General features: G+C 52.0%; 18 protein-coding genes. 5 read left to right on the top strand and 13 right to left on the bottom strand.

Annotation, left to right across the window (positions count from 1 at the left end; all coding sequences use genetic code 11):
• Positions 1–4: 4 nt before the first annotated feature.
• The 13 genes from BST81_RS25365 to BST81_RS25305 form a co-directional block, all read right to left on the bottom strand.
• Complete coding sequence (locus BST81_RS25365) at positions 5–910, bottom strand: class I SAM-dependent methyltransferase (protein WP_075601304.1); 906 nt, start codon at positions 908–910, stop codon at positions 5–7.
• 17 nt (positions 911–927) lie between these two features.
• Entirely contained in the window at positions 928–1,641 is a 714-nt protein-coding gene (locus BST81_RS25360) for a class I SAM-dependent methyltransferase (RefSeq protein WP_075601303.1), read from the bottom strand.
• 90 nt (positions 1,642–1,731) lie between these two features.
• Entirely contained in the window at positions 1,732–2,523 is a 792-nt protein-coding gene (locus BST81_RS25355; RefSeq protein ID WP_075601302.1) for a DUF2993 domain-containing protein, read from the bottom strand.
• A 361-nt stretch (positions 2,524–2,884) separates the two neighbouring features.
• Positions 2,885–5,641 carry an adenylate/guanylate cyclase domain-containing protein gene (locus tag BST81_RS25350; RefSeq protein ID WP_253188490.1) on the bottom strand — a complete coding sequence of 919 codons (2,757 nt, stop codon included), beginning with the start codon at positions 5,639–5,641 and terminating at the stop codon, positions 2,885–2,887.
• Positions 5,642–5,883: 242 nt separating this feature from the next.
• A complete protein-coding gene (locus tag BST81_RS25345; protein WP_075601301.1) occupies positions 5,884–7,017 on the bottom strand; it encodes a glycosyltransferase family 1 protein in 1,134 nt (377 codons plus the stop codon).
• Positions 7,018–7,112: 95 nt separating this feature from the next.
• The gene (locus BST81_RS25340) at positions 7,113–8,261 is read right to left on the bottom strand and encodes a UDP-sulfoquinovose synthase (RefSeq protein ID WP_075601300.1); all 1,149 of its coding nucleotides are present in this window, start codon (positions 8,259–8,261) and stop codon (positions 7,113–7,115) included.
• 161 nt (positions 8,262–8,422) lie between these two features.
• Positions 8,423–9,013 carry a chromophore lyase CpcT/CpeT gene (locus BST81_RS25335; protein ID WP_075601299.1) on the bottom strand — a complete coding sequence of 197 codons (591 nt, stop codon included), beginning with the start codon at positions 9,011–9,013 and terminating at the stop codon, positions 8,423–8,425.
• Positions 9,014–9,080: 67 nt separating this feature from the next.
• On the bottom strand, positions 9,081–10,238 hold the full coding sequence (locus tag BST81_RS25330; RefSeq protein WP_253188489.1) for an esterase-like activity of phytase family protein: 1,158 nt from the start codon (positions 10,236–10,238) through the stop codon (positions 9,081–9,083).
• Between the two features lie 41 nt (positions 10,239–10,279).
• The gene (locus BST81_RS25325) at positions 10,280–10,657 is read right to left on the bottom strand and encodes an STAS domain-containing protein (RefSeq protein WP_075601297.1); all 378 of its coding nucleotides are present in this window, start codon (positions 10,655–10,657) and stop codon (positions 10,280–10,282) included.
• Between the two features lie 204 nt (positions 10,658–10,861).
• Entirely contained in the window at positions 10,862–12,898 is a 2,037-nt protein-coding gene (locus BST81_RS25320) for a pentapeptide repeat-containing protein (RefSeq protein ID WP_075601296.1), read from the bottom strand.
• Between the two features lie 447 nt (positions 12,899–13,345).
• Positions 13,346–13,963 (bottom strand): heme-copper oxidase subunit III, encoded by a 618-nt coding sequence (locus BST81_RS25315; RefSeq protein WP_075601295.1) that lies wholly within the window; start codon positions 13,961–13,963, stop codon positions 13,346–13,348.
• Between the two features lie 69 nt (positions 13,964–14,032).
• Positions 14,033–15,802 (bottom strand): cytochrome c oxidase subunit I, encoded by a 1,770-nt coding sequence (gene ctaD, locus BST81_RS25310; protein WP_083637086.1) that lies wholly within the window; start codon positions 15,800–15,802, stop codon positions 14,033–14,035.
• Complete coding sequence (locus BST81_RS25305; protein WP_075601294.1) at positions 15,799–16,890, bottom strand: cytochrome c oxidase subunit II; 1,092 nt, start codon at positions 16,888–16,890, stop codon at positions 15,799–15,801. The genes ctaD and BST81_RS25305 overlap by 4 nt, the downstream gene beginning before the upstream one ends.
• Before the next feature lie 599 nt (positions 16,891–17,489).
• Here BST81_RS25305 and BST81_RS25300 point away from each other — a divergent pair.
• The 5 genes from BST81_RS25300 to BST81_RS25280 all read left to right on the top strand — a co-directional run bounded on the left by BST81_RS25300 (position 17,490) and on the right by BST81_RS25280 (position 22,222).
• The gene (locus BST81_RS25300) at positions 17,490–18,467 is read left to right on the top strand and encodes a heme A synthase (RefSeq protein ID WP_075601293.1); all 978 of its coding nucleotides are present in this window, start codon (positions 17,490–17,492) and stop codon (positions 18,465–18,467) included.
• A gap of 141 nt (positions 18,468–18,608) precedes the next feature.
• A complete protein-coding gene (locus BST81_RS25295; RefSeq protein ID WP_075601292.1) occupies positions 18,609–19,604 on the top strand; it encodes a heme o synthase in 996 nt (331 codons plus the stop codon).
• Between the two features lie 42 nt (positions 19,605–19,646).
• Positions 19,647–20,663 carry an ABC transporter ATP-binding protein gene (locus BST81_RS25290; protein WP_075601291.1) on the top strand — a complete coding sequence of 339 codons (1,017 nt, stop codon included), beginning with the start codon at positions 19,647–19,649 and terminating at the stop codon, positions 20,661–20,663.
• Positions 20,664–20,798: 135 nt separating this feature from the next.
• Complete coding sequence (locus BST81_RS25285) at positions 20,799–21,656, top strand: ABC transporter permease (protein WP_253188488.1); 858 nt, start codon at positions 20,799–20,801, stop codon at positions 21,654–21,656.
• 83 nt (positions 21,657–21,739) lie between these two features.
• A complete protein-coding gene (locus BST81_RS25280; protein WP_075601289.1) occupies positions 21,740–22,222 on the top strand; it encodes a Dps family protein in 483 nt (160 codons plus the stop codon).
• Positions 22,223–22,320 lie beyond the last annotated feature (98 nt).

Below are 22,320 nucleotides of genomic sequence, written 5' to 3'. Positions count from 1 at the left end.
GATTTCAGGATACTACGCCAAAGGTCGGGGCCGGAATCCCATTCGGGTCTTCCCATCCTGAATCGGAGCGTCCAGAGGTCGATCGGGCTCTGGCAGACTGCTTGCGGTGAACAGACAACCCCTTCACTCCGTGGGAAAGCTGATGCACCCACCAGTGATCCTGGGTTTGAACCGCCCCAAAACCGGCAGTCCTTAACCAGGCATCGACATTACTTTTAGCATAGGCTTCGATATAAGGCTCCTCAAACACATGATTCAGCCACTCTGTCTGGCGTAATGTCTGTTGATTGCCATCCAAAATGGCGACCTCACCCCCAACTGTCAGCAGACGGTAGGCTTCGGCCAGAATGGCCTGGGCGATCGGGGTGGGGGTCTCATGAAATAGCAGGGCTGCCGTAACCAGATCGCAGGAGCCACTGGGAAAACCACTATGTTCGGCGTTGCCATGGATAAATTGAATCGTCAGATTCGCCTGCTTCGCCTTCATCTCCGCCACAGTCAGCATATAAGGCGACAGATCCAGACCGATCACCTCGGCTTCCGGGAAAGCCCGCTTCAGCATTAGGGTCATGGTTCCCGTTCCACATCCCAGATCAAGAACCCGTCGAGGCGTGCCTTGAATTACTGAAATCAGCCCCTGGCGCACCAGCGGTTCATTGGGAGGCAGCACGTATTGGGTTATCGGATCATAGAAAACCGCTGCCCTGGGATTGAGATACCCACCCTGAATCCCATGAAAATTCTGCCCCTCATAGTAGGTCGGGTAAGTAAAGTTTGGCCGAACCAGGCGATCGACCGCACTGGGCCAATCTACGCTCTCATAGACCCGCTCCAGGGCATCTCCATCGATGAGCAACCGAAAGATAGGGGTTAAAAATCGCTGGAACAGGCTCTCTTGATGGTTTGTCATTGGTGATTGTCATTTCGTCAGATCCCCTCTTGGGAGGGGTGGCCGGGGTGGGTTACAGGCAGCAGTAGGGGGTTTCGCGCTAAACACAGGTATGTCTGAATTCCTCTTTCCACAAGCCGAGGAAGCTTGTCATAAATGCAAGGTGGAATCTCGATCGTGTCCACATCACAGTATCCTGCCCTGGTCAGGCGCTCCACCATGTCTTCACGCCCATAGCAAGTGAACAGCATGGAACAATCGGGGTCTCCTGCCCAGTTCTCAATCCTGTAGTCGAGAATGCCTTTAGCTGAGGCCATGAGTTGCAGACACAGAATCCCTCCTGGAACGAGTAAATTACGAAGTTTCAATAGGGTATTGTCGGCCAGCGATCGGGGGAGATGAATAAAACACCCAAAGCCATAAATGCCATCAAATGACTGCAGCGGTAAGTCTGGCTCAGTCATATCCATCACATGAGTAGTCAGCCCTGGATAACGCGCTTTGACCACTGCAATGAACTCCTGAGCATAATCTGTCGCAGTAACGTCAAGTCCTTGCTCAGCAAATCTCGCTGCATCCGTTCCAGGCCCGCAACCAATTTCAAGGACTTTGATGCCAGATAACCTTTGACAAAACTGGTCGCGAACAAATCTTCGCATGTTGGGATCGTCTTCACCAAGCTCTTCTCCGGCATAGATCCGGGCGACCCGCTGCCAAGTCTCGTAATTCTGCTGATTGAGATCATGCTTCACTTGCTCACCTTCGTATCCGTTGAAGCATTATCAAGACATTCCCTGACGTTTAATTATTGTCCTTTACCCCAGCAATGACAACGTCACAAATCAACCAGAACCCGGAAAATGCTCAATTTGAGCATAACCGCTGAAAAGTAACTGATCTCCCTGGGTTTCCAAACGGTTGAGGCGTAAAGTAACCCCATCCAGATCGAAGCGATCGAGATCCACCATATCGTTCAAAATCTGGCTGAACGCAGTTGTCAAGACCCCAGAGACACCTCGTAAGGATTCTGGGACCAACTCAGGTTCAAACTGGGCTGACTGAAACAGGATGCGCCGCCGCCGTTCTACAGCCAGGGTGGCTGTCAGGCTGATGGGCACCCTGCCATTGGGAAGGTCAGCCTTCGCAAAGATGTGCACCCGGTTCTGGGGCAGCAGTTTCAAGGCCACATCACTAAACGAAACCGGATCGCCGCCAGAGAGATCTGTCAGGGCAGGCATGGTGATTTGTTTCATCCGCTGGCTCACCAGCTCAGCCTTGAAAGCCCGGTTAATCCCTGCTTCGGAGAGGGTGACCTGGGCCACTGCCTGAGTGGGTTGGCGGAGACGAATTTTGCCGCTGAGGACAGAGCTGAAGTCGATCGACACCGCATCGGTCTCGAAGGACATTTCCGCCACATAGAAATCTTTGCGGATGACCAGACCGCGTCCAGTCATCTTGAAGTTGTCAATACTTCCCTGCAAGAGTTTACTGGAGGGAAAACAACGCACCAGGACCTCAACCGATTCACTCTGGGTGAACAAATGTCGGATGCACTGTCCGGCCACATTGTTGAGCATGCGTTCGCCAAAGTCTGTGCCGGGGGGATTAGTCAAACCAGTCAAACCGCCTAACATGAAGTTGGTGTCCGCAACATTTCTTAATATCTAATTTGTAACAAACATCCTGGGAGTTGTGAATAATTTTTTCTTATGAAATTGATTGGGATCGATTTTTTGTCTGGATAGCAGAGTCTTGTTTGTTGATCCCTACAACAGCTAGTCTAAACCGGGATAGCCATGCCAGGCGGGAATTTAGAAGACTGAGATCAGGAGGCAGGAGCCCACAGACATCAGTGGAAAGAGAGAATCAAGCAGCTCACAGAAACCCTGAATTCTGCCTTCCGGATGCCATCCCCTACCCTGGGGGGAATCAGTCACTCTTTCCACTTCGCTGGGTCTTATCTTGACCATGGGCATTTTGGGTGGAAAGGTCAACCTACTTCTGGGTCAGTTCATCGGATCCATCCCAATGATCTGGGGGAGGGTTCGTCATCCACTGGTTGCAGCGGGTGATGTGGAGGGAGGCCGCCAGATCCGCAGGATCCATTTTCCTGGCTTTGGCAAATTCAGCGATCGCCAGGTCAAAATCCCGGTTCAAATAATGCTTGCGTCCCTCGTGGTAGTGGGCGATCGCCTCCTGTTTTTGTTCTGGAAGAGGTTCGCTCCTCAAACCAACCAGTTCATAGATTTTGACGGCCTGGTTTTTCCCCTTCACTTTGATGTAATCAAGTTCTCTGGCCCAGACCCGATCGGCGCAGGGACGATAGGTCGTCTCGCTGATTACAATATCCGTACCGTAAATCTTGCTGGCTCCCTCCAGGCGTGATCCCAGGTTGACCCCATCCCCGATCGCGGTAAATTCCATCCGCTTACTAGACCCAATATTGCCGCTAATGACGCTGTCTGAATTGATCCCAATGCCAATTCGGATGGTTTTCTGGTTTTGTTTGGCCCGTTCAGCATTAAAATCAGCCAGACGACGGCGCATCTCGATCGCGGTTTGCACCGCCATCCACTCATGATCATCCAGGGGCAGGGGCGACCCAAAAACCGCCATGATGGCATCACCGATGTACTTATCCAAGGTGCCCTTGTACTGGAACACCGCATCCACCATCGACTCAAAATACTTATTCAGCATTTCCACCACTTCTTCGGCAGCCATGCTTTCCGTAATGGTGGTATAGCTGCGAATATCTGAGAACAGCACACTAACTTCCTTGCGATCCCCGCCCATGCGGGCTGCATCCGGGTTCTCCAGCAACTGTTCGGCTAGTTCCTGGGTCATGTAGCGATACATGGTGCTTTTCAGTCGCTTCTCGTCGCTGATGTCATCCATGACCACCAATACCCCGGACACCCGCTGGGAATCCTTGGCATCGGCGATCGTATTGATCGACAGGTTGACGCTATGTTGCTCCTCTCGCTGGAGCGGTTTCAGGGTCTGATCTGGATAGTACTGCTGCCGACTCTTATCATCCTTGGCTTCCAGGGCAGCAGATAGCCACTTGGAAAAGTCCCCCTTTTCCAACTGGACCAGATCCCGAATCGATCGCCCTTCCAGAGCATCCTGGGACTCAAACCCCAACAGATAGCCAGCGCTCTCATTCGCCGCAATGATCATGCCATTACGATCGGTCGAAATCACACCATTCGTCAGCGATCGGAGAATATCTCGCTGCATTTGTTCTTGCTGCTTCACCTGTTCGAACAACTTGGCATTCTGAAGCGCCACCCCGGCCTGAATGTTGAAGGTCTCCATGAATTCCTGGTCAGTTCGGTTGAAGCTGGCCTTCCAGCACTCTGGAGCCTCAGGCCAATGGGCCGGATCGTAGGGCGGATGATCGCCCTGCTTAATCTTGTTCACCAGTTGGGTGACCCCAATCAAATCCCCATCGGCGTTGTACACCGGCATACAAAGCAAACTGCAGGTGCGGTACCCACTATTCTGATCGGTTTTTTGCGCCGTCTCTGAACCAGGATGCTTATACAGGTCAAAAGGAATCAGCAGCACCTCACCGGAGGCAGCCACCTGTCCGGCAAACCCAACCCCGATCGGCAATCGCAGTTCTTTCAAAGAACCATCCTTCATCGGGAGTTTGGTCCAGATTTCATTTTTATCCCGATCGATCAGCCAGAGGGTACTGCGATCGGCGTTCATCAGCTTTTTGGCCTCATCCATCACCCGCCGGAGGGTATCATCCAGGTTCAGGCTACTTTTACTGAGGGACTGGGTCGCTGCAATCAGGGCGCTGGCCGCCCGCTGTTTCTGGGTGGCGATATAAAAGGAGCGCGAAGACTCCAGAATTAAGCGAATGGAGGGAGCAAAATCCCGGAAGACCGCTTCATCTTCCACCGTGAACCCACTCAGATCAATTCGATCGGCCAGGGGAATCGCAGGTCCAGAGTTAGGCTTCAGCTTGTTAATCAGTTGTACCACCGCTACCAGCTCATCCTGCTCATTCAGCAGTGGCAGGGCCAACATCGTGTAGGTGCGGTATCCGGTCTCTTTATCCTTTTGCTGAGCAAAAGCAGAACGGGGATCTTTGTAGAAGTCGAAGGGAATGTTGACCCGCTGCTTGGATGTGGCGACTTCTCCAGCAATCCCCATATCTGCCGGAAACCGAATTTCGAGAGGGGCTCCTCCAGCTCCCTGAGCCACGATCGAGTACAGTTCATTCTTCTCCTCATCCAGGAGAAAGATCGTTGCCCGATCGGCATTGAGTAGCTCCGCTGTTTTGAAGGTGATGGAGCTCAGCATCTCCTCCAGAATCACTTCAAAGCCCTGCATATCCAGCATGGACAGGGTTTGATTCACAACCTTCAGCTTTTCTTCCACATCCGTCACAACCTGACGGAAGGTCTGCTGATTCAAGGGGGCCAGAAAAGAGGAGAAGTTACCCTTTGTGGTGACCAGTGCACTGCTGGCTGCTCCGTTCTGGTTCTCTTCGACCTGCGGAGTCGGCTGGCGGGGATCGGACAAGACCGCATCGACGGCAACGGCTCCCTTTTCAACCACCATATTGACGGGAATAGCTTCCACTACCTCATCTGGGGCTTGATGACCATTAGCAGCTACGTTCCGCAACGTATCGGTGGAACGGCTTCCAGGATTATCAATCACAGCATCAACGGGGATCGCTGGAGAGTCATCATGGTCCTCGTGAGGCAGACGCGGTGGTGGGGTAGTCATAAGAGTTTAGACAGGGACTAAGCGTTGAGCAGGAACCCGATCGGTAATCTCTCAAGATATAGCCAGGGACAGGCCCATCGCGGATCCTGTGCTCTGCTGATGCTGACTTGACCAAAGGCTACCCATGGGCTGACCTCTGCCATGAGATAGAGACACCACTATGAATGTACCTAAGAATGTATCTGGTTGTCCTCAGTCCAACAAGAGTTAAGTGATACAAAACCTTAATCAAGCACCAGCACCTAAGCTGCAGACGGCATGGATTGACGAGCCAGAACTGCTCCATAGTAATTACGAAGTTGCCGGGTAGCGGCTGCCCAACCCCAGCGCTCCGCTTCAAGACGGGCATTCTGACGCAGGGTTTCCCGTTCCTCCTGCTGGCTGAGCAGACGTTGGGTGGCCGCGATCGCTCCTTCGTCATCCGCTGGATCAAAAAGATAGCCATTCACCCCATCCTGCACAATGTCAGGGATACCGCCCGAGCGAGCAGCGACCACCGGACATCCAGCAGCCATGGCCTCCAGCAATACCAGACCCAGGGTTTCTGTGCGGGAGGGGAAAACAAAGGCATCCGCTGAGGCAAAGGCAGAGCCCAATTCTTTGCCGGTCAGGTAACCGACAAAGTGGGTCGGGGTATCAGCAAAATGTTTTTCCAGCTCCTGGCGATACGGGCCATCCCCTACAAGGGCCAGTCTCGCCCCTGGGATTGCTGCCATCACTGGCTTGATTCGATCGATTTCCTTTTCCGCCGACAACCGACCCACATACAGCAGCAATGGACTTTCCGGATGGCCCTGGCTCAGATGGGTCCGCATGTCTGCAGAAGCCAGGCTGGGATGGAAGGTTTCTGTATCCACACCCCGCTGCCACAGGTCTACCCGCTCAATCCCATGGGAGGAGAGCTCCTGCATCATTGCCGTGGAGGTACAGAGGTTTAACTCTGCCTGATTATGAGCCGTTTTCAGCAGATTCCAGAGCAACCCTTCCAGCATCCCCAGACCATAATGTTGCAGGTATTGGGGCAGGTGGGTGTGGTAAGAAGCAATCAGAGGAATGTTCATGGTCTTGCCATAGAACAGACCCGCCAATCCCAAAACGGCTGGATTGACCACATGGATAATATCAGGGCGGAACTGCTCTAGGGCCTCGCCGATCGCAGGACGAGGGAGGGCTAGCTTCAGTTCTGGATAGAGGGGCAGCGGAAAACCGGTCACCCCGTAGATACGGGCTCCCTTATATTCGGTCAGACCCCCATCCGGCGAAACCACCAGCACCTGATCGCCAAACCGTTGCAGGTGCTCAACGGTGTGACGCAGTCGTGTCACAATGCCATCAACCTTAGGCAGGAAGGTTTCGGTAAAGAGCGCAATTCGCATGGCCACAAGAGAACAGGTGTACGGACAAACGTCTGATTGAGAGGCACTGCAGATCTAGGAGAATTGCAGACAATGCCTCTGCTTGGAAATGAAGCCTACTTCCAGGTAACTTTGGGCAGAATTTCTTTGTGATCTACGCGATCTTTGTACTTGACTGCAAAGTTGAGCAGGGAATCGAGCAGGGCTTCTGACAGGAAGTGGGGTTCTAAGCCCAGATCCAGCAGGTTGGTGTTCTTGGCATTAAAGTAATGTTCTTCCTTCTCCACCCGGGGGTTGGCCAGATGATTCACATCCACCTTCAGACCCAGGGTCGTCCCTGCTTTCTGAACCATCAACGCCAGGTCACCGACACTGAACTGCTCGGTAAATTGGTTAAATACCCGGAACTCTCCTGGTTCAGCCGGATTCATGATGGCCAGCTCAATACAGCGGACAGTGTCTCGGATATCTAGGAAACCACGGGTCTGGCCTCCTTTACCATAAACCGTCAGGGGATGACCGATCGCCGCCTGGATACAGAAGCGGTTCAGGGCCGTTCCAAAAATACCGTCATAGTCCAGCCGGTTGATTAGCAGCTCATCCATGCCCGTCTCTTCCGTCAGCACCCCATAGACCACCCCCTGGTTCAGGTCTGTGGCCCGCAGACCCCAGATGCGACAGGCAAAGTGAATGTTGTGGCTGTCATGGACCTTGCTCAGGTGGTACATGCTACCCGGTTGTTTCGGATAGGGCAGGGTGTCCTTGCGGCCATTGTGCTCGATCGTGATATACCCTTCCTCAATGTCAATGTTAGGGGTGCCATACTCGCCCATTGTCCCTAACTTGACCAGATGACAATTGGGGAAATCCTCTTTCATCGCATAGAGGAGATTCAGGGTACCCACCACGTTATTCACCTGGGTCAGTACCGCATGCCCCCGATCGATCATGGAAAAAGGAGCAGAACGCTGTTCGCCGAAGTGCACGATCGCTTCTGGCTCGAACTGGTGCAGGGCTTTACTGAGAAACTCGTAATTGGTGATGTCACCAACAAAAAGGTCAATGGACTTGCCAGTCAGGTCATTCCAGCGTTGCAACCTTTGTTGAATCGGTGCGATCGGTGTCAGGGTTTCGATGCACAGCTCCATATCCCAATGTCGCCGCACCAAACTATCCAGAATGCCAACCTCATAACCCCGATTCGAAAGGTACAGCGCTGTTGCCCAACCGCAGTAACCATCACCGCCAATAACGAGAACTTTCATAAATTTGATCCAGCTTGCTTGCCTTTACTGGGTAAATCTACCAGGTTTGTGTACCCCATGACTTACTGAAATTGGGCAATGGGAATTCAGATGGCATTCTCACTAAGAGAATCAGGTCATTCCATCCCACCCCCCATTCCTCCCACCAGGGGTCCGCTGTCTTACACCATAACTTCATCCGCAAAACTGTTCCAACGCACAAATTCAAAGGGACCTGCAATAGACCCCCAGACCTGTTCATCGGTTTCTGGGTCACGCCCGACATCAATACTGATCAGCTTATCTCCATCCACTTCAAAGGCATTGTCCAGGTAGGTCGTTTTGCCCTGGCGAACCACAATACAGGACTTACCAGGAACAACCACCCCTTTGAAGCTCTTCCCAGTCCAGGTTACGTTCATGTCGCAACCCGACATTTTTTCAATTCGATCGGCAGTTAAGCTGGCCAAGGCCTGGGGGTTGCGGCTTGCTCCATAAAACTCCTGCTCATCCCGGACGGTATAGTTCTCCAGCAGAATCTGGTCATCCTGCACTTGAAACTTGAGAACCCGCAACCGATAGGGCTGATTCAGCATGTAATCGTAAGCCTGTTCTAAAAAAAGGCTGGCTCCGGAAAGGAGGTCTGGCGGCAGGGGGCGCATGCAGACTCGAATGTGGGCGTAGAAAGGAGGGTTTTCAAAAGCCTGGGCCTGATTACTGAAATCTGCTGCCATCCAGCGGACCAGGGCACTGAGATTGGTTGAGGAGGTCATTGATGTTTTTGCTTAAGCGCAGCTTCTAAACAGGAATTGGATCATTGTAATGCCCAATGACGCCTGATTATCCTTGCCGTTTCCGTAAGCGGAACAACAAAACCTGGTTCACCTGAGCCCGGCTAAAGTTGTCGTCGCTGATCACCAGCAGGCTATCGGAGCCATCGGCCAGTCGAGGCCCGATCGTGAATCCCTCCAGATTATCCAGCCGCCGCTCCAGATCCTTGAGATCTAGGAGCAACTGTTTGCGAATAGGCTGAATACCAGTCCCACCCCCCTTCAAACTGGTCATCCCAGAAATATCGGTCGCGCCCCCAGTGGCCACCTGATAGATGCGGGCACTGGCACCCACCGCCGCCCCGTAGGAGCGCTCCAGGCTGAGGAAATGCCCCCCTTGGTCGAGGGCCAGAATTTCGGTCAGGCCATTGATCTCTCCACCAGGGGGTGGGGGCTCGATCGGGTACAGATGCTCAGAAATCAAAACCGGGGGGCCATCCCCAACCAGGTAATGCAGCCAGCGAGCTGGGGTTGTCAGATCGGACCCACCCCCATCCTGGGCCAGGGCAGATTCTGTGGCTACAAACACCCGAAAGGGCTCCAGGCGGCGGGAGCCATAGCTGCCCGGATTGATCGTTAGGGCTTCCCAGCCCAGATTGTCCTGCACCCCGCTGGTTTCCCCTTTATCCTGCCTGGGAAGGTAGCGATTGGGGATGGGTAAGCGTTGTCGCCAGGTCCCTGTTTCCAAATCGAACTCCTGGATGGCGGGAGGAACGCCAGCCGCAGCCACCCCCTCGCTGCTGACGAAGACCGTAGCCTGGGGGGAAAGGGCAATCCCTTCCGGGTCGATCGTGCCCCTGGCAAAAGCCTCCCCATTTTCCTGCTTGAGGAGGGTGACGCTCTCCACGTCCAGAGAAAAAACAGGGGGCGACTTCCGGGGCTGAGGACGGGTGAAGTCGGTCAGGTCAGCCTTGAGTGTGTAGAAACGGGCGGGAGCCTGGGTGCTGCGATCGTCGGACAGGGCATAGAAGCGATCGCGTTGCCGATCGTAGGTAATGGCAGACAGGCCCCCAACCCTCGTGCCCTCGTAGGTAATCTGGGGAATGCGGTATTCCCCCAGAAATTCCAGGGAAAGGTCCAGGAACAGCCTTGCTTCCGCAGAGACTCGGGGAATAGCACATCCCGTCATTAATCCGGTCAGCAGCAACAGCAGCGGCAAGAGTAACACAGAGGTTCTGACCAATGGGGAGAAACAATACACCATAGGGTTTAATTGGCTTTGAGTCGTAATACCTGAAAGTCATTTAATGGAAGCACCGGGGCATTTTTAGGCAATTGCTTGACCCAGTTGTTGTAAAAATCCTGGCGATCGTCAAAGATATCAAAGGTCTTTTTCATAAAGGTTAACTCCAGCAGACAGGCAACCTGAATCTGGGGTGAACACAGGGCAATTTTAGCGCCTGCTTCGCGAGCTAACTTATAGCTCCGGACCAGGCCTGCCAGTCCGGAACTATCTGCAAAAGAAGTCAACTCCAAATCAATCAGGATCAGGGTCATCCCGGACCCCAGAGATTGACCTACAACCTCCAAAAGTTTTCTGCCACTCGATCCGGTCAATCTGCCATCGAATTCAATGATTTGAATCATCAGTTACCTTTCCCCCTCTCCAATCATTGAAGATCGCCGCGAGAGCATCCCAGTTTTGCAAGGTTGCCCTCATCCCCCAGCCCCTTCTCCCAAAGAGGGAGAAGGGGAGCCAGGTTCAAAGTCCCTCTCCCGTTCTGGGAGAGGGATTTAGGGAGAGGGCTACAAAAGTGGGATGCACTCGATCGCCGCAGAGTCTTAAATAGGTTATTTGGAGTTGGCAACGGTTTTCAAACCCATAATGCGAGTGGCCAGATTCCAATCTAAGGAGACATTAAATTGTTTCAAAACAGTGGCTTTGAAGAAAGTTTCATTCCTGAATTTAATCAAACTATTAGCAGGAATTTTTTCCTGATCAATTTGCAGATTTTTTAATAGGTGAACAGGCAGGTATCCACTTTGACCAACTAGGATTCCCTGCTGAGCATAAGGTCTTCCATTCAGCTCAAGATTAATTTTGCTCACCTTAAGCTGAAAACGAGAATTCAGGAATATCATTCGTTTTTCTCGCTCCCACTTAAAGGTTATACCCGCCTTTTTCAGGCTATCCGTTTTTAGGTAAAGTTGACCCTGAAAACGGACTTTCTGGATATCGGGAACTTGCTGCAGATTTAATCCTAACTGCTCAGCCATCTCCCAAGAAAGGTAAGATTTATTATTAAGAATTAAGCCCTGATTTTGATAGCTGATGGGGCCATAGCCCAGATGAATCAGATCAGCCTTAGTATTCTGGATCACTGTAATATCAGTGGCTGGCCTGCCACTCCAGATTCGTCCAATTCCCTGGGGGGAACCCAGCCAGAATAACCCTGCCAGCACCAAAATCCCAACACCCATGCCCGTGGAAAATCGAACCGGCTTTTCAGCCACTTTATCGACGCCCTGCCTGACAAATTTTAGGGAGTGAAAAATCATCCTGGCACAAAAGTTTTGCAAGTGCTCTAACCCTCTAACTTGACTGGGTAAAGACTCTGAATACCACTGACATTGACTCAAATGTTCCGCTAAAAATATCCGACTGGGGCGATTTCTCTTATCCGCAGGCAGAAATATACTCCTGTTTTCCAGCGGCCCATATTCTGAATTTTTCAGACTCGGATCCAGCAAAACTCTGAAATTCTCAGGCTCGATCGCTATCAGATGTAAATAAAACAGGTTTCGGATATCCACCCTCAAAATCAATCCATTCAACGGGTCATCAAAATCTGCATCGGCAGATTCCGAGATAAACGTCACTTCCAGCAGAGGCCGAATATTACAGCCCGTGATGGCACAACGGTAGTTATAGGCCTTAAGCAGAGTCTGCTGCAGTGCAAATTGAACCCGACGTTGTAAAACAGATTGAATGGATTGGAAAACCTTGGTGTTGCGAATTTCCGGATCACTATTGGGGGGCAGGTCAGGATAACGTCTTGCTAAGCTGGGATGACCGTTGACCTGTCCCCCAGTTTCATCTTCATAGACGACAAAAGCAGTTGCTGGAGCCTGCTCAGGCCGACCCAAAGGAATTTTCTCGACGGGTGCGATCGGAACTTCATCCGCCCCTGCCTCTAGGAAAGCATGGACCTCACCCTCTTCCGGCTGCCGGGCTACAGACCTCCTGATACTGGAAAGGTCATCCTGAGTCTCTAAAGCACTCCGGCCCTGGGTGACCACTTCAACAATTCCAGTGCTCTCATCGAAAGGGGAAGCTGAAAGGAAATTAGTCTGATTGTCCTCATGGTTAAACCCAAAGAATTGGGCATTCTGAGTGAAGGATAAAATGGCCCCTTCTAAATCTTTGGGATTTACGTCAACCCTGTCCAGATCGGTATTACTAAAGTTTGCCCCCCGGAGATTGGCCCCTTCAAAGTTAGCATGGTCTAAAATTGCACCACTAAAATCTGCGCCACTGAGATCAGCACTGGAGAGGGAGGCATGACTCAAATCCGCCTTGCGTAAATTCGCCCCTCTCAAATCTGCACCACTCAACAAGGCCCTGGTTAAATTGGCCCTGGCTAATTTAGCGCGAATCAGATCCGCACCGATCAAATTAATATTCGTCAAATCTGCAAGAGAGAGATCAGCCCGGTTCAGACTCGCTCCAGCCAGATTTGCCCGCCTGAGATCGGCTTTCTGGAGGATGGCCTCATCCAAAATCACGAAAGGCAATTGTACCTGAACGAGGTTAACTTGCTTCAGCACCGCCCCTTCAAAGTTGAATTGTCCGGTTGCATATTGACTCAATAGCCTAGAAACATCCATGGTCGGCAGGTCTCAACTTTTTTCGGATCCCGTTGGGGCAAGCATCTTAATCATTTACAGGGTTGAGAACTAATCCTGAGGGTTAATTGGAATAGATCCCTGGTTAAGAGCAGCTTGAACACCTCCTCGATCGGGATGCAGACTCTAGTCTAAAAAACAAACACACTCCTTGGAGGTCATTGTTAAGACTATGAAAACTGTAGAGCGCCTGCGAATTTCTACCCAGAGATAGTTTATTTATCATCGAGCTAAGGCCAATCTGAGTCAACCTCCCACAAAAAAAGAGCCTGAAACACACTTCCAGACTCTTTTCTATATCTATCGTCAGATCGGATAGCCCTGGACCTGGCATAGCTCAGGGTTGCCTGCTTCACCCAACAGGAGGACTCAAAAAGAGCCAGCACAGGGGCAGGAGAGGTATTTTTTTATACCTGCCCCACTGAGTCTTCAAAGAATGTACAGCAATAAAAACAGGAAAATCCAGACGACATCAACAAAGTGCCAGTAGAGTTCTGCTGCTTCTACTCCAAAGTGATGCTCACTGGAATAATGGCCTGCCTTCAACGATCGCCACAGCACCCCCAGCATGAGCACCAACCCAAAACAGACGTGCAAACCGTGGAACCCTGTTAGCACATAGAAGGTGCTGGCAAATAAATTGGCTGTGAGACCAAACTCTAGATGGAAATACTCATACAACTGACCCGCCAGGAATACTGCGCCCATGACTGCCGTGATGGCAAACCATCGCCGTAGGCCAGCCACATCATTTTTCTTGATGGCAGTATCGGCATTGTGAATCACAAAGCTGCTGGAAATCAGAATCACGGTATTAATTCCGGGGAGCAGTAACTCCAGTTCTGGCGTGCCCTCAGGGGGCCAGGCGGGGGCTACAGCCCGGAACACCAGATAAGCCGAAAACAATCCCAGAAAGATCATACTTTCTGCCAGCAGGAAGACCATGACGCCATAGATGCGGTAATCATGATGAACCCCATGGCTGCCTGCCCCCGCGTCATGGTGATAGTTAAGATCGGTCTTGGACGAATCGATCGTGCTTTGCATGAATCTCCGCTGCCTCTGCAATAAGAACTAAAAACTGCGATCGGTCTGATCAACCTGGAAACAGCCCTGCTAACCCTCGTCAGGACTGGATGGGGGCATGATGCTCAGGGGGCCATCTGGATTAGGTGGTTCGACTGCCCGTTTGCGACCGCTACGAGTCAGGCGAACCTCCCGTAGAGCCGCCATCTGATTCGCAATATCATCCAGGGATTCATAAGATTTCACTAACCCATAATCGTAGGGACCCGTCGCCAGAACCGGATCTTGCTCGAAATTTTCGACCGGGGGTGGGGAGGAGGTCATCCACTCCAGGGTCAGCCCCTGCCAGGGATTATTACTCGCTTTCGGACCCGCAATCCAGGCCCAGCAAGCATTAACCATAAAGGGAATCGTGGACACGGCCAGAATATAGGTGCCGATCGTGCAGACCAGGTTCAGGGCCTCATATTTCGGGTCGTAGGAGGCAATCCGACGGTTCATCCCTTCCAGACCCAGTTTGTGCATGGGCAGAAAGGCCATATTGAACCCGACCAGGTTCAGGGCGAAATGAACTTTCCCCCAGGTTTCATTCAGCATCCGGCCCGTCATCTTGGGAAACCAGTGATAAAAGGCTGCATAGAGGCCAAACACGCTGCCCCCAAAGAGAACGTAGTGAATGTGGGCCACAATGAAGTAAGTATCATGCACATGGATATCAAAGGGAACTGCAGCCACCATGACGCCACTGATCCCGCCAATCACAAACATGGAAATAAAACCCATGGCGAACAACATGGCGGAAGTTAGTCGGATTTTTCCACCCCAGAGGGTGCCCAACCAGCTAAACACCTTGATCCCCGTCGGCACGGCAATAACCATGGTGGCAAACATGAAGAACATCCGCAGCCAGCCGGGAGTACCACTGGTAAACATGTGGTGGGCCCACACAATCAATCCCAGGAAGCTGATGGCCAGACTGGAGTATGCAATTGCCTGGTAGCCAAAAATCGGCTTACGGGCATGGACAGGGAGAATTTCCGAAATCATGCCAAAAACCGGCAGGATCATGATATAGACCGCCGGGTGGGAGTAAAACCAGAACAGGTGCTGGTAGACCACTGGATTCCCACCCCCAGTCGGGTTAAAAAAGGCAGTCCCAACGATTAGGTCAAAGCCCAGCAGAATCAAGGCTCCAGCGAGAACTGGAGTGGCAACTAAGGCCAGGAAAGAGGTGGCAATCATGGCCCAGCAAAACAGGGGCATTTGATTGAACCCCATACTGGGGATCCGCATTTTCCAGATGGTGACCAGAAAATTCACGGCAGCCAGGATGGAAGAGGTTCCCAAGAGCAGCACACTGAGAATCCAGATGGCTTCTCCCCCCTTATTCCCGACGACACTGAGTGGTGGGTAAGAGGTCCAGCCAGCTTCAGGTGCTCCGATGAAGAAACTCGACAACAAAAGAATGCCCGCTGGCGGAATAATCCAGAAGGCGATCGCGTTGAGTCTGGGAAAGGCCATATCCCTGGCCCCAATCATCAACGGCACTAGAAAGTTGCCAAAGCCACCTGTGGTTGCAGGCACAATCCATAAAAAGATCATCACAGTCGCATGGACGGTGAACAACTGGTTATAGATTTCAGGGCTGACAAAATCAGACTCTGGTGTGGCCAGCTCAGTGCGCACGGCAGTCGCCAGAACGCCCCCAACCAGGTAAAAGACGAAGGTTGTCACCAGATATTGAATCCCGATGACTTTGTGATCGGTGCTGAAGCCGAAATACTCCCGCCAAGGAGTCCGCTTAGCAGACTCTGCAGAGTGCGACAGATCGGCAGTGGGTTGGATCTGAGCTTGTGTCATAAATCAGCATGAAGGTGGTGGTGGTTGAGCGAAGCCGGAATTTGTTCTAACGTATCTGCATCAATCCCCATGGCCTGGGTGAAGGGAGCCAGGAACTCAGCGGGTGAGTTAGACCGGGTTGCGGCTGCGATCGCACCCTGCAGCCCTTCAGGTTGACTGGCGATCTGCTGACTGGCAATCCAAGCCTCAAACTCCTGCGGGGTTTCCACGATCGCTATCGTCTTCATAATCCCGTGATAAGCCCCACACAGTTCGGCACAAATCACAGGATACTGACCAATCCGGTCAGGCGTAAACTGAAGCTCTGTGGTCTGCCCCGGAATAGCATCCTGTTTCAGGCGAAACTCCGGCACCCAGAAAGCGTGAATCACATCATTAGCCGAAATATTGAGCTTGATCGTTCGACCTATGGGCAAGTGCAATTCGCCCGTGGTCACGTTGCTATCCGGGTAGGTAAAGATCCAGGCATACTGCAAGCCAGTTACATTTACCACAAACTCTGACGCAGTCTTCTGAGTTTCCGTACTGGTCTGGTTAGGAGTACTGGTGGATTGAACTGGGGAGACCTGATTAGCACCAGGCTCAGCCTCAACAGCCTGTCCGATCGGGGGTGCACTGGTTGTGACCGTCTCACCTGCTGTAGCATCCGCCAGAGTCGCCGCGATCGCAGCACCGGAGAAATGGGTTCCTTGCTTGCTGGATTGAGCGTGGGCAACAGAATGGCCCATGGGATTCAAGCCACCAATCTGATTGTAGATATCAAAGCTGTAGACCGAGATCCCCAAGACAATCACTGCTGGAATGGCCGTCCAGAGAATTTCCAGCGGGATATTTCCCTCAAAGGCAGCCCCGTCTGTTTCATCCCCCTGACGACGGCGAAATCGGATGGCCGCATAGATAATTACGCCCTGAACAATCAGGAACAGGCCAACTGAAATCGTCATCATGGCATTGAACAGTCCGTCAATCAGATGCGATTCCTCAGAAGCGGCGATCGGCAGAAGGCCATGATTTTGGCCAAGCCAGATGCTGATGAGGGTAAGCGCAATACCGGCCAGCATGGTGTAGATAGAACTTGGAATGTTCACGGCTCGTTTTTTAGCTCAGTTCATTACCACGTTAGAACAGGTCACGAAGAAGGCAAGTATTCGGAGTAGATATTTAAATAATTTTTTAGGATCCAGCGCATCAAACCAGCTTAAGCAGATTATTCTCCTGAAAAATCCAGCAACCTAGAAAGAAATTCTTTAAATTGCCTAATTTTATCCTGGAGTTGTCACAGCTTATTTACATTGCAGAGTCTTGGCAATCCAAAGAAATTCCTAAAGCTTCGTGTCCTAATAGATTGAGTCATTAAAATCTATCTGTACCTTCGATTGAGCAATTCAATCAACGTTTCTGGCTATTGTCAAACTTCTAAAATCCGGTTAAGGACTGACTAAAACCTTGCTGGCTCCTAGTTAAAGGCCAATCAAGTTCAGCCGGGTTTTTGCCTTGTTTATTTCATGGGCTCAGTTTGATCCAGGTTTGAGCTACCCAGAAATACAGGGGACCTTAATATCAAACTGCATCCAAATATGACAGTTTTAATTCTTTACAGCCCTTGTAGTCATTTTTACAGTTGGATTTTGAGCGATCGTCGATCGTTCATCCTTAATGAACACTCATTTTTACTGAGGTAATTTTGATGGCTAATCCTGTCTTACAGCAGAAGGATGGACGAGCTCTTGGTGAGCAATCCTCTCCTCAAGACACCATTCGCCGTCTGGTCTGGCAAATGGCAATTGCGACCCTGCTGCTCATGTCGATCGGCAGTGCAACGCGAGTGATGAATGCTGGACTGGCCTGTCCGGACTGGCCCCTCTGCTATGGCGTCCTGATCCCGGCCCAGCAAATGAATGTTCAGGTATTTCTGGAATGGTTCCATCGTCTGGATGCTGCCTTTCTAGGGCTCTCGGCCATGGCCCTAGTCGGCCAGTCCTTCTGGTATCGGCAACATCTTCCCCGTTGGGTGCTTCCCACCAGTGTTCTGGCACTGGGCCTGATTTTGTGTCAGGGACTTCTGGGCGGGCTCACGGTCACGGAGTTACTCCGCTTTGACATTGTGACGGCTCATCTGGGTATGGCACTGCTGTTTTTTACAACCCTGCTGGTGACGGGGACCCTGTTGCTGCCCCACCGGGGTAACGGCACGGTCAGCCCCCTCACTTTCTGGGTCAGTTTGACCGCAACTGTACTGATTTATCTCCAGAGCCTGCTGGGAGCCCTCGTCGGATCTCGCTGGGCCTTACACCAGTGCTTTGGCTATGCCCAACTCTGTACGGTCATGAACAGCCACCTTATCGGTGTCGTGCCCGCCAGTCTTGCAAGCCTTGCGGTCATCTTCCTGGCCTGGCGTACCCCTGCTTTGCACCCCAGGTTACGGGGGTTGGCCAATTTAGCGGGTGGGTTACTCCTACTCCAAATTCTCCTGGGAGTAGCAACTTTCTATCTGCATCTTCAGGTAGAGCCATTGACGATCGCTCACCAAACGGTTGGTGCTGCTTTGCTAGGAACCCTGATTGGATTTACGGTGTTGGCCCGCCGCGATCGCACTTTGGCACAACTGGTGATGAAATCCGAAACAGGATCAGAGCTGCCGTCTCATCAGACGCAGGGGATTTAGAGGCAATTCTAAACCCAAGGGATAGAGCCTAACCTATCCCTGCCTCCCCAGGTAAACAAAGCTATGGTGAAGGCACATCCAAAGGTGCCTTTGAAAAATTCAAGATTAAATGCCCTTCGCAGGCTTTTGAGAGGTTGATTCATGCAAGAAACGATATGGAGTCCAACAATTCGGCACCATCAGAATATCTGGCAGGTGATCCGGAGTTACTATCAATTGACCAAACCCCGAATCATTGTGCTCCTTCTGATTACCACTGCTGCTGGGATGTGGATTGCTGCGGAGGGACGGGTTAAACCCGAACTACTGCTTGTGACTTTGTTGGGGGGGACGCTGGCCGCAGCCTCTGCCAATGCGATTAACTGTCTTTACGATCGAGACATTGATTACTTGATGGAACGGACCCGCCACCGCCCACTCCCATCCGGACGAATTCACCCTCGGGATGGCCTGCTGTTTGCCCTGACCCTTGCTATCCTGTCTTTCGGTTTACTGACCCTCTATGCGAACCTCTTGAGCGCCTGTCTGGCCATGACAGGCATTGTGGTGTATGTAGCGGTTTACACCCACTGGCTCAAACGGCACAGCACCCAAAATATTGTCATTGGTGGGGCAGCTGGAGCCATTCCACCGCTGGTCGGTTGGGCTGCTGTGACGGGTGATTTGAGCTGGGCAGCCTGGGTTCTGTTTGCGATCGTCTTTGTCTGGACGCCCCCTCACTTCTGGGCCTTGGCCATGATGATTCGCCAGGACTATGCCAAGGTGGGCGTTCCCATGCTGCCAGTGGTAGTAGGTGAGGTCGAAACAGTGCGGCAGATCTGGATTTATACCCTGCTTTTGATCCCAGTCACCCTCTTGCTGGTCTATCCCCTGCAGGTGGTTGGGCCAATTTATCTGGGATTTGCCCTCGTTCTGGGGTGGATTTTTGTTCAGAAAGCCTGGTCCTTACTGCATCAGCCGACCGATCTGCAACTGGCCCGATCGCTGTTCAAATACTCCATTTTTTATCTGATGCTGCTCTGTGGGGGCATGGTGCTGGATAGCTTGCCGGTGATGCATGGGCTGACCGCAGCGATCGCTGAGAATCTTCAGACCCTGGTGGGGGCAATTCCCATCATGCAGGAGTACATCCGTTAAAATTAGGGAGACTTGACGATTTAGTTTTATCAAGATAGGTGTATGGCTCCGGCGGTTTTGATTCAGCAGCTTAAAAAGCGCTACGGTACAGTGGATGCCATTCGGGACATCTCCATTCAGGTGGAACCTGGAGAAATCTATGGGATTCTGGGTCCGAATGGAGCGGGGAAGACCACGACCCTGCGTTGTCTCTGTACCCTGACTACGCCTGATAGTGGCCGCCTTGAAGTTACCGGCGTTTCCGTGCTGGAAGATCCTCGGGCGGCCCGTCGCCATCTGGGCTATGTGGCCCAGGAAGTTGCCCTGGACAAGGTTTTGACAGGGCGCGAGCTCTTGCAACTCCAGGCCGCTCTATATCACCTGCCTTCAACCTTTGCTCGTCAGAGGATTCAGGTCATGATTGAATTACTGGGCCTGGAGGATTGGGCTGACAAAAAAACAGGGACTTACTCGGGAGGCTTGCGGAAGCGGCTCGACCTTGCTGCTGGCCTGTTACACCAACCGGATGTGCTGGTTTTGGATGAGCCTACCGTTGGACTGGACATCGAAAGTCGGTTCATCATGTGGGAGTTTCTGCGCCAGCTCCAAGCCAGCGGGACCACTGTGCTATTGACCAGCCATTATCTGGAAGAAATCGATATGCTGGCCGATCGGGTGGCCATTATCGATCAAGGTACGGTCATTGCGGCTGGGACACCGTCTGAATTGAAGGACCGGGTTGGGGGCGATCGCATCACCCTGCGGCTACGGGAATTCTCTCCTCTGGAGGAAGCTGAGCAGGCCAGACTGTTGTTAGCGTCCTTGTCAGGGGTACAGGATGTGATTATCAACAGTGCTCAGGGAAATTCCCTGAATCTGGTCGTCAGTTCTCCCGATGCTTTGTCCACCGTGCAGCAGGCTCTCCGCGAGGCTGATCTGCCAACCTTTGGGATTGCCCAAGCCCGCCCAAGCCTGGATGACGTTTATCTGGCAGCGACCGGGCGCACCCTCCTGGATGCGGAATTGGCGGCTGCGAGTAATCGTGATCCCAAAGCAGAACGTAAGCAAAATATGCGTTGAAGGGCGATCTCCCTGGCAAAAAGCAGGATGTACCGATCCATGGCTTGATTTTCAAGGTTTTAGTTGAGTGGCTGAGGTTCTATGAGTCAGACTGTTACACCTTCCCGATTGACATCTCCAGCGGACAATGGACCCTTGAGCCCAAGATCGACTTCAGAGGCTGGTCTTGGCCTAACTTCTGCTCCACTGCAGAATTTTGCCCAGGAAACGGGAGCCCTGACTCGTCGCCTATTTATTCAATTGCAGCGTCGCCCTTCGACCCTGATTGCTGGGATTGTTCAGCCCCTGATGTGGCTTGTTCTGTTTGGGGCTCTGTTCCAAAATGTTCCCCAGGGGTTATTTGGCAATAACCTCAGCTACGGCCAGTTTTTGACTGCTGGCATTATTGTGTTTACTGCTTTTGGGGGGGCGTTGAATGCGGGCCTGCCCGTGATGTTCGATCGGGAGTTTGGCTTCCTGAACCGCCTGCTGGTGGCTCCCTTGGCCTCCCGCTTCTCGATCGTCACGGCATCAGCCATTTTCATTACGACCCTCAGCTTGTTACAGGCCGCAGCGATTGTGGTGGCAGCAGCTTTTTTGGGGGCTGGCCTACCAGGGACGATCGGATTGGGTCTGATGGCCCTGGTGGTGTTTCTCCTGGTCGTTGGAGTAACCGCCTTGAGTCTAGGATTAGCTTTTGCCCTGCCGGGGCACATTGAGCTGATCGCTGTCATTTTTGTAACGAATTTGCCCTTGTTGTTCGCCAGCACTGCTCTGGCCCCCCTTTCCTTCATGCCGGGGTGGCTGCAGCTTGTCGCATCCCTGAATCCTCTCAGTTATGCGATCGAGCTAATTCGCTACCTTTATTTGCATCCAAATTGGAGTATGAGCAGTGTGATTCTGCAAGCCCCCTGGGGAACCGTGACTTTTGGCGCGGCCTTACTGGTGCTGGCAGGCTTTGATCTGGTTGCCTTGCTCAGTATTCAACCGCTCCTACGCCGCACCCTGGCCTGAAGTGGGCATGAGTATAAAGCTTCTATTGCAAGTCGGACTCATTATGAGTATGATTTAAAAGTCGGATTCAGAGAGAGGTTTTTATGACTGCTGCCACCCTTCAAAATGATCAGACAACCCTGGTCGCGACCCTTAATCGGCAACAGGCGAATGCCCTGGTTGCTTACCTTAACTACAAAAAATATCACTGGCTGACCTTTGGCCCTCTATTCCGAGATTTGCACTTATTGTTCGAAGAGCAAGGTGCGGAAGTATTCGCCACCCTAGATGAACTGGCTGAGCGAAGCTTGATGATTGATGGGGTTCCTGTTGCTGATCCGGCCCAATATTTACCCACAGCAACCGTAAAACCTTCGTCTGGCAAGCTCTCTGTGCGCGGGATGATTGAAGAAGCCATCGTCACCCACGAACTCATCATTGCTGAAATGCATCAGGATGCGGATCTGGCTGCAAATGCTGGGGATATTGGAACGGCTGACCTATATACCCGATTGGTGCAAATGCATCAGAAACACCGTTGGTTCTTGAAAGAACTGCTCAAGCACGGCGATCAGTTGCTCTCATAATAAGCAGATAGTTTTGCGCCCTTCGACGCCGCTGAGGAATGAGAATTAAATAACACCGATAAACTCCTGATTGCCCTCACCCCCCTGCCCCCTCTCCC

Origin of the sequence: Leptolyngbya sp. 'hensonii' (genome assembly GCF_001939115.1) — a bacterium.
Lineage (GTDB): Bacteria > Cyanobacteriota > Cyanobacteriia.
This window is presented reverse-complemented; position numbering and strand designations above follow the sequence as displayed.